Raw genomic sequence first — 14,813 nt, 5'->3', positions numbered from 1 at the left:
AAACTGGATGTTGAGTTAGGATCTCAGCCAGTGCTCATTACCTCCTACCTTATGACTATCAACTTTTCCGGTCGCCACTTTCCTTCCTGCATCATCCTTCAGGCCATTCGCTATTACGTTTCTTATAAACTCAGCTACCGTGAAATCGAAGAGATATTAGCTGAACGAGGTATCGATACTGATCACTCAACCATCAACCGGTGGGTCATCAAATATGCGCCATTGCTGGAGCATCGAGCTCGTGGAAGAAAGAAACCTGTCGCGGCTTCGTGGCGGATGGACGAGACTTACATTAACGTCAAAGGTCAGTGGAAGTATTACTACCGGGCCGTCGATAAGTACGGCTGTATTATTGATTTTTTACTGTGCGATCGTCGTGACGAGAAAGCTGCTCGTGCCTTTTTCACCAAGGCAATAGGTTATAATGGCTTACCTGAGAAAGTCGTGACCGATAAGAGTGGTGCCAACGCGTTAGCGCTACATAATATCAACGTCCAACTTTGGTTGACTGGTAGGATACTCAACCTGATTGAAGTGCTTCAGGTTAAGTATCTGAACAATATTGTTGAGCAGAGCCACCGCAGAGTAAAAGGGAAAATGAACCAAGCACTGGGTTGGAAATCTGACGAAGGTGCAAAAGCGACTTTAGCGGGAATAGAGCTGTGGTCGATGATTAAAAATGGGCAACTCGACAATCCTGATGGTTTATCCGTTTGGGATGAATTTTACGCGCTTGCAGACTAGTTGCATCTGGAAATCAGTACGCTTGTACATCAGCATAACTTTGCGACAAAACCCAAAATATCAATCAATACCAGCAACAGTTTAAGTTTAACGCAGTACCAAATTTTACAAAATGATGATGCATAATAGGTAAGACCAACCTACTGAGAACCTGACCGAAGTGTAATGTTTTCTAAAACTGCCTAACTGAATAGGTCAGTAGGTGCGCAAACATCAAAGGTTAGGGGGTAGCTCCCCCAACAGAAACCGAATATACGACCGCATCTTAACTTTTATGGTTCGTCGCTTTGTAAATACGTGGATTCCATATAGGTCTTTGGGGCAAATTGGATTTTTGCTTTGGGGCAAAATTGGGGCAAACTGAACCCCAAAACATACGTTTTTATACCACTAAATGCCGTTTTCTTAGTGATAGAGCATCACGAATTTGGGCTGACGATTTAGTGCTATTTCACTTATTCCCAATCAAGGATAACTTTGCCAGAAAGCCCGCTACGCATAGCGTCGAAGCCTGCTTGGAAGTCATCAACCTTGAAGTGATGCGTGATAATTGGCGTTAAATCTAGGCCAGATTGAATCAAAGAAGCCATCTTGTACCAAGTTTCGAACATCTCACGACCGTAGATACCTTTGATAACCAAGCCTTTAAAGATGACTTGGTTCCAATCTACTGCCATGTCTGATGGTGGAATACCTAGTAGAGAGATCTTACCGCCGTGGTTCATGTTAGTCAGCATGCTGTTGAACGCAGATGGGTTACCAGACATTTCTAGGCCTACATCGAAGCCTTCAGTCATGCCAAGATCAGACATTACGTCTTCAAGCTTCTCTTCCATCACGTTTACTGCGCGAGTCACACCCATTTTCTTAGCAAGATCTAGGCGGTATTCGTTTACGTCAGTGATTACAACGTGACGAGCACCAACGTGCTTAGCAACAGCTGCAGCCATGATACCGATTGGACCAGCACCAGTAATTAGCACGTCTTCGCCTACTAGGTCGAAAGAAAGTGCTGTGTGTACTGCGTTACCAAACGGGTCAAAGATTGAAGCTAGATCGTCAGAGATTTCTGCAGGGATCTTAAATGCGTTGAACGCAGGGATCACAAGGAACTCAGAGAACGCACCAGTGCGGTTAACACCAACACCTGTTGTGTTACGACAAAGGTGAGTACGGCCGCCACGACAGTTACGACAGTGACCACATGTGATGTGACCTTCGCCAGATACACGGTCGCCGATTTCAAAACCACGAACTTCTTGGCCGATGCCAACAACTTCACCCACGTATTCGTGACCTACTACCATAGGTACTGGAATTGTGTTTTGTGACCACTCATCCCAGTTGTAGATATGTACGTCAGTACCACAAATTGCGGTTTTCTTAATACGAATAAGAAGATCATTATGACCCATTTCAGGTTTTTCAACCTCGGTCATCCAAATGCCTTCTTCAGGCTTAAGCTTAGAAAGTGCTTTAATTTTCATAATTTTACCTAGTTCATCTCGCCTAACTGTAAGGCGAGAATCAAAAATCTATATGTTCTACTGGGTGTTGCTCTATCTAATTAAAGGATGCTCGTGGCACCCCTTTTAAATTAGATGATACCCATGTCTTTACCAACTTGGATGAACGCATCGATTGCGCGGTCTAGTTGCTCACGAGAGTGTGCAGCAGACATTTGCGTACGGATACGAGCTTGACCTTTTGGTACTACAGGGAAAGAGAAACCTACAACGTAGATGCCTTTCTCTAGTGCGCGCTCAGCGAACTCAGCCGCTACTTTTGCATCACCAAGCATGATTGGGATGATTGCGTGGTCTGCACCGCCCATAGTGAAACCAGCTTCTTCCATTCGAGTACGGAAGTGAGCAGAGTTTTCCCATAGTTGAGTGCGTAGGTCGCCTGATTCCGCAAGAAGATCTAGAACACGGATAGACGCAGATACGATTGCTGGTGCAACAGAGTTAGAGAATAGGTATGGACGAGAACGCTGACGTAGCCAATCGATCACTTCTTTCTTACCAGAAGTGTAACCGCCTGAAGCGCCACCCATTGCTTTACCAAGAGTACCAGTGATGATATCGATACGGTCTACAACGTTGTGGAACTCGTGAGTGCCCGCTCCGTTTTCGCCCATGAAGCCCACTGCGTGAGAGTCATCAACCATTACTAGTGCGTCGTACTTGTCTGCAAGGTCACAGATAGCAGGAAGGTTAGCCACTACGCCGTCCATTGAGAACACACCGTCGGTTACGATTAGTGTGTGACGAGCGCCAGCTTCTTTAGCTGCGATAAGTTGCTGCTCTAGCTCTTCCATGTTGTTGTTCGAGTAACGGAAACGCATTGCTTTACACAGACGAACGCCATCGATGATAGATGCGTGGTTTAGTGCGTCAGAGATGATTGCGTCTTCTTTACCTAGAATTGTTTCGAACAAACCAGCGTTTGCATCAAAACAAGATGTGTAAAGGATAGTGTCTTCTTTACCTAGGAACGTAGAAAGCTTTTGCTCTAGTTCTTTGTGAGAATCTTGAGTACCACAGATGAAACGTACTGAAGCCATACCAAAACCGTGCTGATCCATACCATCTTTAGCTGCTTCGATAAGAGCTGGGTGGTTAGCAAGACCTAAGTAGTTGTTTGCACAGAAGTTTAGTACTTCTTCACCAGTCGAGATAGAAACCGCTGCTTTTTGTGCAGAAGTAATAATGCGCTCAGACTTGTAAAGACCTTCTTCTTTAACTTCTTCGATTTGAGTTTGAATCTGTTGGTAAAATGCAGAAGACATTGTCTCATTCCTTCCTAGTTATTATTTAGCAGCATCGCGCGCCGCTTTATATAGGGATGTAAACGATCTCAACACGATCATTTACACTGTAAAACTTATGCCTATATTCTAGTTGAACATCCCCGTTCCGATTATCCCTCTAGTTGGAAAAACATTAATGAATCACAGGCATGAATAATAGTTCATCCCAGTGACACAGGGCACATTAACGCCCTTCACTTGCTCTTTTAAACGCCAAATCACCTTTAATTTCCGTCTAATTTCACTTTCATATCAAATATCAATTTTTCATCTCAGAATGCGCACCAGCAACGCCGCTATACAGATGAGCCTCAAACACAACAACCTATCAGAGCAATCACGCTAAGCAATTAATGAAATTGATTCACAAATCAGAAGAGATCACTCACAATCAAGGTTATGGCCACCGTTGAAATCAGTCTAACTGGATACTTATGATTAACCCAAAACTCATCGCCCTACTTCCCGATCTCGCCTCGTTTATCTTAGTTGTGAATGAAGGTAGCTTTACCGCCGCAGCAAAGCAGCTAGGCGTGACACCTTCAGCGTTGAGTAAATTGATCACACGTCTAGAAAAAGCACTCTCAGTAAAGCTGTTTGAACGTACCACTCGTACATTGATCATCACGCAAGCAGGCCAGTTGGTATACGACCAAAGCGTGGTCATGATTAATGCGGCGCAACAAGCGGTTGAGCTGTCTACCTCCGACCATACTGAGCCTGCAGGCTCTATAACAGTAGCGGCGCCTGAAGCCTTCTTGAACTCAGTGCTACAGCCTTTTGTTGTTCCATTTTTAAATCAGTATCCAGAGATTCAACTCAAGCTAAGAGCGGCTGACGGCGACATCGATATTTTACGTCAGGGCATCGACATCGCTTTCCGCCTGACCGATAAGCCCGACGAGAGCTTAGTATTAAAAGAGTTAGGAAAAACAAACCTAGTGTTGTGTGCAAGCCCTGACTATTTAGATGCCAAGGGGATTCCTCACCACCCTACCGAGCTGTCTGAACACGACTGTTTGTATCTTGCAGAGACAGACAAAGATCACATTTGGGATTTTCTTAAAGATGATGAATTTCACACAGTACCCGTCAGTGGACGTTACGCTGTGAACCACTCGCAGATGCGACTGAAAGGTGTGAAAGAAGGTCTAGGCGTCGGTATTTTCCATGACTTCGTGATTCAAGATGCGTTGGCTGAAGGGTCTGTAGTACAAGTGTTGGAAGATTGGACCATCAAGAGTAATTACCATGGTGCGATTGCGATGCAGTTTGCTCAAACCAAGTACATGCCCGCTCGATTGCGTGTATTCATTGATTACGCCATGGAGCACTTAGGTGACAAGTTGGCAGGAGAAATAAACTGATGCTGAAAGGAATACACCACGCGGCCATAATCTGTTCAGACTACGAATTGTCGAAACACTTTTACACTGAGATTTTAAAACTTGAGATCATTGCAGAGAATTATCGTGAGGCTCGCCAGTCGTACAAGCTTGATTTAGCGCTACCTAATGGTGCTCAGATAGAACTATTCAGCTTCCCTAACGCACCAGAAAGACCAAGCTTTCCGGAAGCTCAAGGGCTGAGACATTTGGCCTTTTGTGTTGATGACGTTCAACATGTCAAAAGCTACTTGGAAGAACAAGGCATTGAAGTCGAACCGATTCGAGTTGATGAATTTACGGGGAAATCATTTACGTTTTTCGCAGACCCAGACGGCCTGCCGCTAGAGCTGTATCAGATCTAAAGCTTTATCAGATCTAGAGCTGAATCAAGTCTAAAAGTCTTCCTCACAGAAGAAGAGCTCATCTGATTAATAAAACGGACCTTCTCAAGTAGAGAAAGTCCGTTTGCATGTCAATTAACTCAATACGGTCTTGAATTTCTCAACACGTGAAAACAGTAACCAATCCAATAGCATTGCTGTCACGATCGTTGCTCCCGCAAGCGGAAACAGTACTGAAATAACCACGACCGTCACCAAGCCTGCCTTCCAAAGCCCTGCATCACCAAACTTCGGTGGCGTACCAAGCTTTCTTTGTCCTGAAGGTCTACGCATCCACCACATCATAGCGCCAGTCACAGACACAACAATGAACGCCAAGCAAAACAAGGTATTTAGAAGCTTATTGATGATGCTGATGTCACCTTGATGCAATGAAATACCCACAGCTAAAGTCTTGGCAATGAAGTTATAATCTTGCCATGTCACCTCACCAAGAATACGACCTGAATATTGGTCGAGGTGTGTGGTACGATCCTGCGTTGGATCGATGATGTCACCGCCCATGGTATTGGCTGTGACCGTGTAGACGCCCGTTTCTGAACGCGGGAAATTGACCTTGTATTGCGTAAAGCCAAGTGAGTACGCTTTTTCAGTAACGTCATCAATGTTGAAGTTGCTTGCTGACAACATATGTTGAGAGTGATCTTCACCCATCTTAGAATGGTCGTGAGGTTCCGTAGCCTCTTCCACATGATGAACGTGTTCTGTTGGCTTATCTTGAGACAAAGGCAATAGTGTTTGCTCCAAGTTCCAAGGTAGCTCTTCTTCTGAGCCATGGTTGAGGGAAGCATGCGTCTTATCTGACAATGGAATATCGTCCCACATTTGAGCAGGGAAAGTGCTCCATGCTTGAACAAGCTTACCGCCCCAAAAACCTGTCCATGCCAATCCAGACAGAATAAACAACAACAGAATAAGCGATAAAGTACCACCGATGTTCGCATGCAGATCACGCATTAAAATACGCGCTCCTGAACCAAATCGAAGCTTAAGAAAACCAGCGCGGCTTGCGTTGTCTATCGGTAGCCATAAGTAAATGCCACTGACGAGCAACAGAATAGACAAGCTTATTGCGACTTCAATTAGGTAATCACCCCAATCACCAATCAACAAAGTGCCGTGAATATCATTCGCCAGTTGGTACAGGCTGTCGCTACGCGGAATCTCTCCGACCACTTCGCCAGTGTATTGATTCACAGTGGCGAAAACGGAAGTGCCATCTTCAAGTGCTACCGAAAAGCGGTTAGCGAGATCAGGCGCTTTGCTCGGAACGAACTGGGTAACCGAACCTTGTGGGTATTGATTCTGCACTGCAGTTAACTGTTGTGACACTTTAATTGGGTCGCCCGATGCAACAATCTCGATCGCATCGTGATGAAAAGCTAACTCGATTTCATCATCAAACAGCATCACCAAGCCTGTAATGCTCAGCATTAACATAAACGGGATAACGAATAGCCCAGCATAGAAGTGCCAGCGCCATGTGAGGAAATAGAGGGTTTTATTGCGGTCTTTGCTTTTTATATTGGTTTTCGAACCGGTTGTTGCACTGCTTTTAGACTGCGAAATAGCTTGTGCTTTCGCAGGGGTTTGAGATTCATTTCTCAACATTATTATTTCCTTTGACACACGCAAACATACCTCCTGAAAAATCGGAAAGTAATCTGAGCATGTTTAACTTTACTTAATACTTTATTTTTAATTATTTTAGTGGGTTAGGTTTAAGCAATATCAAAGGGAGGGCCGCGCGGGGCTTGCCTCATATAGCGTTCGCTTAGAGCCAAAAAAGCGTAGCTGTCGGAGACAATAGAACTCAGTCGAGTTGTCAGTAGTGTAGTGGGAAGTTCGTCTTGGTGAAACGTGGAAAAATGGCTAAACGGACACGGCTTTCCTTTATGAGTATTAGGTTCGCCTTCTTCGATTTGAACCAATTCAAAGCCATTGACCGTACATAACGACGCCCACACTCCCGCACTATTACCATGAGCATTGATAACAGGCATTAATGTCACTAGCGCCCAGCTTAATGCTGTTGCAAGTAACATGGAGAAGTTGAACGAGGTTCGGCGCATTATTCCAAGTCTTTATAAATTTCCCTTATTATGAGGGACTTGGAATTTAGGTAAACGTAAAGATTAACAGCAAGTTAAAAAATTGAAGCTAACGCACACTCTTTTTCGTTAAATACTGGTTACAACACTTTGCATTAGGCTTTCAATAAAAGAGACAATAAAAAACGCCGCCTTACACCGTCCTCGAAAGAGGGGAATGTAAGGCGGCGTTTTAGAAATCGAATCTTGAGATTTGTTCTTTGTTACCTATCTAGCAAACGTTCATGATTAACGAATTAACCGAAGATCTTGCTCCAGATGCTTGGGTTACGCTTCTCATGGTACTCTTCACGAAGGCCGTCAATAGTAAGAAGTTCTTGCTGCGCAGACGCTAAGTCACCTTGGTCTAGCTTCTGTTCAATGCTATCCAGTGATGCACTGATCTTTTTGAAGCCTTCCATGAAGTTGTCTTCTTTCTCGACTGGGTAAACACCCGTTTTCAGCTCTGCCACTAGCGTATCTAAACGAACAATAGGCTTTTGCATCTCTTCAATACTTTGAGCTTCTGCCGCTTGTTTGAACGCAAGCTTCATTTCTTGCATGTTTTTCTTAAGGTCTACATTGGCAAATGCGTTACCAGACAATACTGACGCAGCAATTAAGCCAGATAAAAGGATTGAGCGAGTTTTCATTGTTTCTCCAAGTGAAGCAGTGTCTTTGAAGTTAGAGCCATCATTACTGTGGCACTTCGACTTTATTATTTTCGGCTAGTGTATACAAAAATCTGTCAGGCACAAAAATTGATTGTGTCGAAATGCAAACCCGCCGACATTCTCTTAAATAAGATCTGAATATTCTGGGATTTCATTACGACCACGCAAGGCTAAAAAGGCTAGGAATTGCTTTGGCGAATGGGTAATCACTTTACTCGAATCTACGCCCACTTCATCTAACAATACTGCGACTAAGTCTAAGCCACCGACATCTAAACAGAAATGCGCATCGCTGCCTGTTGTAATAAATGCACCCTTCGCTTTCGCTATTCTTGCAATCTCATAGCAGCGGTCAACACTGCCAACTCGGCTATTGCCTTTGAGTGTGGTGTTGTTGATCTCAATCGCCACGTTGTTCTCAACCGCACATTGAATAACAGCTTCAAAATCGAAATCAAAATTAGGATTGCCTAAGTGACCAAGCGCATCAATTCGACCGCCCTTAATCACATTCATGAGAGCCTCTGTATGGGTAGCGACATCCGATGGACGAAAAACGGGCTCGTGGAAGCTGGCAATCACCCAATCTAGGTTCTTATCAACGCTCGGATGAATATCGATTTCACCTTGCGTGTTCATGATGTTCGACTCAACACCACGGATGATGGCAACCTCTTCGATAAAACGAGGAAGTACACGTTGGTTACTGAAGAACCAATAGTGTGGAGCGCCCGGCATTGATTCTGAATGGTCGGTAGTACAAAACATGGCTAAACCATTTTGCTTTGCCGACTTGGCGTTTTCGATCAATGTGCTGTAAGCATGACCACTTGCGTATGTGTGGGTGTGAGTATCTACTTTGAGTTCCATGAATCAATGCCCTCTTCGCTCGGTCAAAATACGTTTTTCAGAAAGTAACTCTGAATCTCTTTCAGGAAAGGAGTGCTTCAGAAAATGAGTGCCTAATGGCAACAATTCGACCAGTTTATCAGCTGAAAGTGACAATTAGCACCCAAACATAAAGGTTTATTACTGGTTCATTTACATGACAGGTAATACGTGGCTAACCAAACGAGCCTACACTTGGCCTTATCTAAGTAGAACCGCACACTCTCGGTAATTGCGCCAATTTTTTGCAACCTACCCAAGTTCGTCAATACTTAAACCAGTCTACAAACCGGAGTGTTAGATGAGAAGAAGACGATATCCGCTGAGTATCCACATCACTAGCCTTTTCCTAATTTTGACAACACTTGTCGGTGCGGTATTGATTTCGATAAGTTATCGGCACTCTCAAGAGTTGCTGTTAGGCACAGTGCGCGAGATCAGTAATGAGCATCGCGACAAGCTGGAATCAGTATTTAAACAAGCCATTGCCCCGGTCATCACAACCTTAAATGTGATGGCGGTGAGCCCGTTTGTTGCTCATCAAACTTCCGCTGTCGAAAAAGACTCTTGGCTTGCTTCGGTCGATATCATCTTCAAACAAAACACCAATTTGGTCGCTCTATTTTATGGTTCTGAAGATGGTGACTTTAGAATCTTTCGCCCATTAAGCACCAATAAACAGCGAGCTGAAAACAGCGCCCCCGCTAAAGCGACCATGATGGTCAGCAGCACCAATCTAGACGGTGAAAACTTTATTACCTACCTTGATGGCGCACATCAAGTGATCAGTACTAGACAAGCAGAGAGTAAGTTCAACCCCACCACTCGTCCTTGGTTTCGTAACGCAAAGCCTGACGGCTCAATACAACTCTCTGAGCCCTATCTATTCTATTTCCTGCAAACCAATGGCATTACACTCTCTAGGCGCTCTGCCAATGGCAAGCATGTGGTTGGTGCCGATTTTACGTTGAGTTCGCTCTCTTCTCAGATCAGTGAATTAGCTTATTCTCCGCAAACCCGACTCGCCTTGTTCGATCAACATTTTAATCTTCTCGGTCAACATCAACTTGAGTTATCAATACCCAAGTCTGATGACACAAGTAAAACTGAGCAAACGAACAACCAAACGACTGGGAAACTCTCTGGCAGTGAGCAAGACCAAAGCTTCTTTAATGTGCCCAAACGTGAACAGATGGAAGCATTGAAAGCGTCCGTTATTGCGCCGCTTATCTCTGATGAAGAGAAGTTTAACCTCAATCTAAAAAACGTTGAATACAACTTAAACACTTGGGCACTAACGTTAACGCCGGTTCAACTGACTCAAAACGTCACCTTGTACTTGGCAGAAGCGACACCACACAATGAGCTACTCGCTGATCTTATCTCGATGCGAGACAAGCAAGTTGCGGTCGCGATTGGGATGTTGTTCATCTGCTTCGCTATCGTATGGTTTGTCGCCAATCGACTGTCTCAGCCGCTTAATACGCTGATGCAACTCACCGACAACATCGCTCGATTTGACTTTAGGCGTACTCATTATCCCAAAAGCATGATTCAAGAAGTGGCTAACCTCGCCCATTCAATTGAGCTGATGGAACACACGCTTCATGATCTGATTACCCTACTTCGAGACACGGCCGGGAATCAGGAGTTTTCGATCTTAGCCAAGAACATTGCTCATCAAAGCTATTTAATCACCAAAGCAGAAACCATTGTCCTATTCACTCAATCAAAAGAGAAAGACGTGTTTGATACGGCGGCCAACCTTGCCATTCTGCCTTTTAAGGCCGACATCAATGACTTCATCAAACACACGCCTTGGTTGCTGTGCCAGCTTAAGTCTGGTGAGACGATCCATTTAAACCGAGAAGACAATGTTCTCAACTATTACCAGGATTCGATCTTCAATTCAGACCTGTACCTGTTTCCACTATTAAACAGAGAAAAGTTGTTGGTAGGGATTGTGGCAATTGGCTATGAAAGACCGATCACCAAGATGCAGGCAGACAAGCACGCCTTTTTACGAGAGCTGCTCAGCTTTGCGGAAATAGCGAAAGACAACATCGACCAAATGCAGCAACAAAAAGACATGCTTAACGCCTTTATTGAGCTGATTGCGTCGGCGATTGATACCAAGTCACCTTACACGGGTGGGCATTGTCAACGAGTGCCTGAGCTCACCAAATGGCTAACTCAAGCAACCATAGATGATGACCGCTATTACCCGCAATTCTCATTGGATAGTAAACAGTGGGAAGAGTTGATGCTCGCCGCTTGGCTTCATGACTGCGGCAAGGTGACCACGCCTGAATATGTGGTAGACAAGGCAACAAAACTGGAAACCATTTACGACCGAATCCACGAAGTGCGAATGCGTTTTGAGTTGTTGAAACAGCAAGCGGAAACCGATTACTGGAAAGCGATGGCGAACGGTGCGCTACAAGAAGAACAACTCAAAATACTCGAACAAAGCCTGTCTGAACTGGATGAGGAGTTTGCCTTTGTTGCTGAGTGTAACCTTGGCGGCGAATCTATGACGGAAGAGCAGCTAGAACGCTTAGATCAAATAGCCAAACGCCAATGGAAACGAACGTTAAATGATCAACTTGGAATATCTTGGGCTGAAAAAGAGAGGTACAACTCGTGGCAGAAATCGTCACAATCTGCCGACGCTAAACCAGATAACAGTGAACAGACATTACCAGTGATGGAACCACTCCTTGCGGACAAGCCAGAGCACAAGATCCCATGGGATAATGGCTTTAACCCAGCAGAATTGTGGCAAGAAGAGTTCGTCCTTAAGCCTGGAGAGGTCAAATACAACCAAGGCGAGCTGCACAATTTGAAAGTCAGTCGTGGCACTCTCAACGAAGAAGAACGCTTCATGATCAATGACCATATCATTCAGACCTTCACCATGTTAAACAAGCTCCCTTACCCACCTTACCTGCAAAATATTCCCGAAATTGCCAGTGGGCATCATGAACGTATTGATGGTAAGGGCTACCCTCGTGGGTTGAGTGAAGATCAATTACCTTTGCCGTCCCGAGCCATGGCGATTGCTGATGTCTTTGAAGCGCTCACCTCGAGTGATCGCCCGTACAAAAAAGGCAAACTCTTAAGCGAATCACTCAACATCATGACCAACATGGCGACCAGCGGTCATATCGATCCCAAACTATATTTGCTGTTCTTAGAAAACAAAATCTACGATAAATACGCTGAGCGATTCCTAGAAACAAACCAACGCTGCGAGATTGACCCGCACGAACACATCGACCGAGTAAAAGAGTACATACGCTCATTGTTTTAAGTTTTAAACTAACCATTCAGAGGATAAGCCATAGCTCAATGGTTAGCTTTTAGCTGCCGAGTCCAATACCGCAACGTCCACTACAGTCGCTACCGCCATTGGAGTGTGCAGTTTTTGTTTGGCTTTCACCTTGCTATGTCTCTTCGCTAATAGCGTGTTAGTGATGCTCGCCACGACAATTAAGTTAATGCCAATCATCTGCTGAGTAGAAAACACATCATCAAAGAACAAGCCCTGCCATAACGCGCTAAACAACATGTTTGTAAAAATCAGAGGTGCCAACTGGGAGCCACTGTCTGCCAGCTTATACGCCTTGGAACGGAAGATTTGGGTATTGATGGTAAACAGTGCAAGACCAAGTGCTCCGAGAGCAATCCAGCGTAAATCGTCAAAAGACAATAACGCCGACAAGGTTCCTTTCTCTGCACTTTCAAGCACATCGGGCGCCGCAGAAACAGAAGTAAACACCACCATTGGTATCACAATAATTGCCGCAGCTAAAAAGGTCCACGCGTTAAGCTCTGCTGGTGTCAGGCTGGTTTTAGTCGCTCGGTACAAACTCACTTGCGAGCCAGAATTAAATACCCCCGCGAGAAGCCCAAGCAGAAGCGCAGGTCTAAAGAACTCCGAACCAAACTCAAACTGCGACCAATCCCCTGCCATCATCACTACGCCAACAAAGGTAACAGCTAAACACACTATCGTCGTTGTATGAATCTTGGTTCTAAATATTAACTTTTCTAACAATGGAATAAACAGAGGACCCGTACTGAACAACACAACCCCTTCAACCAGCGTTAAGGTTTGCAGTGAAGTAAGGAAACACCACTGACACGCCACCATAAAGATCGCCCGCATCACCAAAGGTTTCCACATTTCTCGTGTCGGCTTGCTGATTTTGTAAAAGGTCAGAAAAAGAAATAAGAACAGACTGGGTAACAAAAAACGCACAAAACTGAGCAACGAAGTGGGCATCACTTCAGATAGATACTTGGCCATTAAGCCGCTTAAAGACAAACTGAACGTCGACAACAACATGAAAGTCGTCGCCTTGGTAATATCAGACATAATTATCACCTCCTATGACATCTATTTTAGAGGCGTGACGTAATGAAAAATAGCGAGTAATATTAACCATAACTGTAAGGAAAACTTACCAATGAAAAAACTCGTTCCGCTTAAATCCGTTTACGCTTTCATTGCTGTTGCTGAGACTGGCAGCATGACCGACGCCGCTCGGGTGTTGTACGTCAGTCACTCTGCGGTAAGCCAAGCGATCAAGTCGTTAGAACAACTGGTCAACAAGCCTCTGTTTCAACGAGTCGGTCGTCGTGTTGTTCTTAATGCCGCAGGTAAGCGATATTACCGCAAAGTCGCGCCCGCGCTTGAACAAGTGATAGAGGCGACCGAAGAGCTTGCCAGAACGCCTAACGACCACCGCATTACCCTCAACATGGTCAATTCGCTCGCGATGCACTGGTGGATCCCACGAGTTCCCGACTTCCAAGCATTCGCTCCCTCACTTGATATCCGTATTTCGACGCTAACTGGCCCTTTCGACATTGAGCAGGAAGGGGTCGATGTTGCGCTTGTACATGGCAAGCCCAACGAGTGGGAACAATATTACAGCGAGAAACTGGGCGACGATGATTTGGTCTTGGTGTGCAGCCCTACTCTATTAAAAAACCAGACCGGATTGAGCGTCGAGCAACTCGTCAAACAAAACCCAACCATTGGCGTTTTTAACATCAGGCGGCAACACGACTGGCAAGTGTGGTGCGACAATTACCAAATTCCACTGCCCACATTCCATAGCAATCTGACGTTCGATGTCTCCATTCAAGCGGTGCAAGCTGCAATTCGTTCGTTAGGCGTACTAGTAACGCATCGCTTGTTTGTGAAAGATGACATCAGCCATGGGATGCTTGTCGAATTGGGTAAACCGGTTGCTAACCCGCACCAAGATTTTTACTTTGTTTGCCCGAAAAACAAATTAAAACAAGAAAGTGTGCTAAAACTGAGAACATGGTTAAGACATGAATTCACGCGCTCAGAGACAGCACTGAACGATGACATTCACGAGCAAGACCAAACTATCAATCAATAAGCGAGTGACAGCTCAGCAAGCTTACAAGAGGCCATTATGATTATTACCACCACACAATCAGTCGAAGGCAAGCGCATTGTCGATTACAAAGGGGTTATTGCCGGAGAAGCCATTCTAGGGGTGAACGTTTTCAAAGATATGTTTTCAGGAATTCGTGACTTTGTGGGTGGACGTTCTGGTACCTACGAGAAAGAACTGGAAAAAGCACGTAACTACGCGTTCAAAGAGTTAGAACAGAAAGCGATTGAAGCGGGTGCCAACGCAGTGGTGGGTGTCGACATCGATTACGAAGTCTTGGGAACAGGCAATGGCATGTTGATGGTGTCTGCTAGTGGCACGGCAGTGGTGGTTGCTTAGTCGGTGGCAAACCCATCGCTCAATAGCTCTATCTATCGA

General features: G+C 44.9%; 13 protein-coding genes. 6 read left to right on the top strand and 7 right to left on the bottom strand.

Translation table 11 applies throughout. The features are described from left to right. Positions 1 to 51 precede the first annotated feature (51 nt). Positions 52 to 744 carry an IS6 family transposase gene (locus OCV19_RS24820; RefSeq protein WP_065677748.1) on the top strand — a complete coding sequence of 231 codons (693 nt, stop codon included), beginning with the start codon at positions 52 to 54 and terminating at the stop codon, positions 742 to 744. A gap of 455 nt (positions 745 to 1,199) precedes the next feature. Here OCV19_RS24820 and tdh read toward each other — a convergent pair whose 3' ends face one another. Continuing rightward, on the bottom strand, positions 1,200 to 2,231 hold the full coding sequence (gene tdh, locus OCV19_RS24815) for an L-threonine 3-dehydrogenase (RefSeq protein WP_065677749.1): 1,032 nt from the start codon (positions 2,229 to 2,231) through the stop codon (positions 1,200 to 1,202). A 110-nt stretch (positions 2,232 to 2,341) separates the two neighbouring features. Further along, positions 2,342 to 3,535, bottom strand: a complete 1,194-nt coding sequence (locus OCV19_RS24810; RefSeq protein ID WP_017064793.1) for a glycine C-acetyltransferase — start codon at positions 3,533 to 3,535, stop codon at positions 2,342 to 2,344. Positions 3,536 to 3,990: 455 nt separating this feature from the next. Between OCV19_RS24810 and OCV19_RS24805 the strand changes: the two genes are divergently transcribed. Together OCV19_RS24805 and gloA2 are read left to right on the top strand one after the other, a co-directional pair. Beyond that, on the top strand, positions 3,991 to 4,923 hold the full coding sequence (locus OCV19_RS24805) for a LysR family transcriptional regulator (RefSeq protein ID WP_017059538.1): 933 nt from the start codon (positions 3,991 to 3,993) through the stop codon (positions 4,921 to 4,923). Then, positions 4,923 to 5,306 carry an SMU1112c/YaeR family gloxylase I-like metalloprotein gene (gene gloA2, locus OCV19_RS24800; protein WP_065677750.1) on the top strand — a complete coding sequence of 128 codons (384 nt, stop codon included), beginning with the start codon at positions 4,923 to 4,925 and terminating at the stop codon, positions 5,304 to 5,306. The genes OCV19_RS24805 and gloA2 overlap by 1 nt, the downstream gene beginning before the upstream one ends. Before the next feature lie 114 nt (positions 5,307 to 5,420). Here gloA2 and OCV19_RS24795 read toward each other — a convergent pair whose 3' ends face one another. The 4 genes from OCV19_RS24795 to OCV19_RS24780 all read right to left on the bottom strand — a co-directional run bounded on the left by OCV19_RS24795 (position 5,421) and on the right by OCV19_RS24780 (position 8,979). Continuing rightward, complete coding sequence (locus OCV19_RS24795) at positions 5,421 to 6,956, bottom strand: PepSY-associated TM helix domain-containing protein (RefSeq protein ID WP_065677751.1); 1,536 nt, start codon at positions 6,954 to 6,956, stop codon at positions 5,421 to 5,423. A 110-nt stretch (positions 6,957 to 7,066) separates the two neighbouring features. Further along, the gene (locus OCV19_RS24790; RefSeq protein WP_065677752.1) at positions 7,067 to 7,417 is read right to left on the bottom strand and encodes a hypothetical protein; all 351 of its coding nucleotides are present in this window, start codon (positions 7,415 to 7,417) and stop codon (positions 7,067 to 7,069) included. Between the two features lie 275 nt (positions 7,418 to 7,692). Next, positions 7,693 to 8,088, bottom strand: a complete 396-nt coding sequence (locus OCV19_RS24785; RefSeq protein WP_065677753.1) for a cytochrome b562 — start codon at positions 8,086 to 8,088, stop codon at positions 7,693 to 7,695. 144 nt (positions 8,089 to 8,232) lie between these two features. Continuing rightward, complete coding sequence (locus OCV19_RS24780; protein WP_065677754.1) at positions 8,233 to 8,979, bottom strand: phosphatase; 747 nt, start codon at positions 8,977 to 8,979, stop codon at positions 8,233 to 8,235. Between the two features lie 319 nt (positions 8,980 to 9,298). Here OCV19_RS24780 and OCV19_RS24775 point away from each other — a divergent pair, with 319 nt between their 5' ends. Next, positions 9,299 to 12,310: an HD domain-containing phosphohydrolase gene (locus OCV19_RS24775; protein WP_065677755.1), complete on the top strand. Its 3,012-nt coding sequence runs from the start codon at positions 9,299 to 9,301 to the stop codon at positions 12,308 to 12,310. A 42-nt stretch (positions 12,311 to 12,352) separates the two neighbouring features. Here the strand turns inward: OCV19_RS24775 and OCV19_RS24770 are convergent, their stop codons facing one another. Continuing rightward, on the bottom strand, positions 12,353 to 13,378 hold the full coding sequence (locus tag OCV19_RS24770; protein ID WP_065677756.1) for a DMT family transporter: 1,026 nt from the start codon (positions 13,376 to 13,378) through the stop codon (positions 12,353 to 12,355). Positions 13,379 to 13,469: 91 nt separating this feature from the next. Between OCV19_RS24770 and OCV19_RS24765 the strand changes: the two genes are divergently transcribed. Together OCV19_RS24765 and OCV19_RS24760 are read left to right on the top strand one after the other, a co-directional pair. Continuing rightward, a complete protein-coding gene (locus tag OCV19_RS24765; protein WP_065677757.1) occupies positions 13,470 to 14,417 on the top strand; it encodes a LysR substrate-binding domain-containing protein in 948 nt (315 codons plus the stop codon). A gap of 36 nt (positions 14,418 to 14,453) precedes the next feature. After that, positions 14,454 to 14,774 carry a heavy metal-binding domain-containing protein gene (locus OCV19_RS24760; RefSeq protein WP_004730185.1) on the top strand — a complete coding sequence of 107 codons (321 nt, stop codon included), beginning with the start codon at positions 14,454 to 14,456 and terminating at the stop codon, positions 14,772 to 14,774. Positions 14,775 to 14,813 lie beyond the last annotated feature (39 nt).

The sequence above is a fragment of the Vibrio celticus genome, assembly GCF_024347335.1.
Taxonomy (GTDB): domain Bacteria; phylum Pseudomonadota; class Gammaproteobacteria; order Enterobacterales; family Vibrionaceae; genus Vibrio; species Vibrio celticus.
Note: the sequence above shows the minus strand (reverse complement) of the source record. Positions and strands in the feature narration are given on the sequence as shown.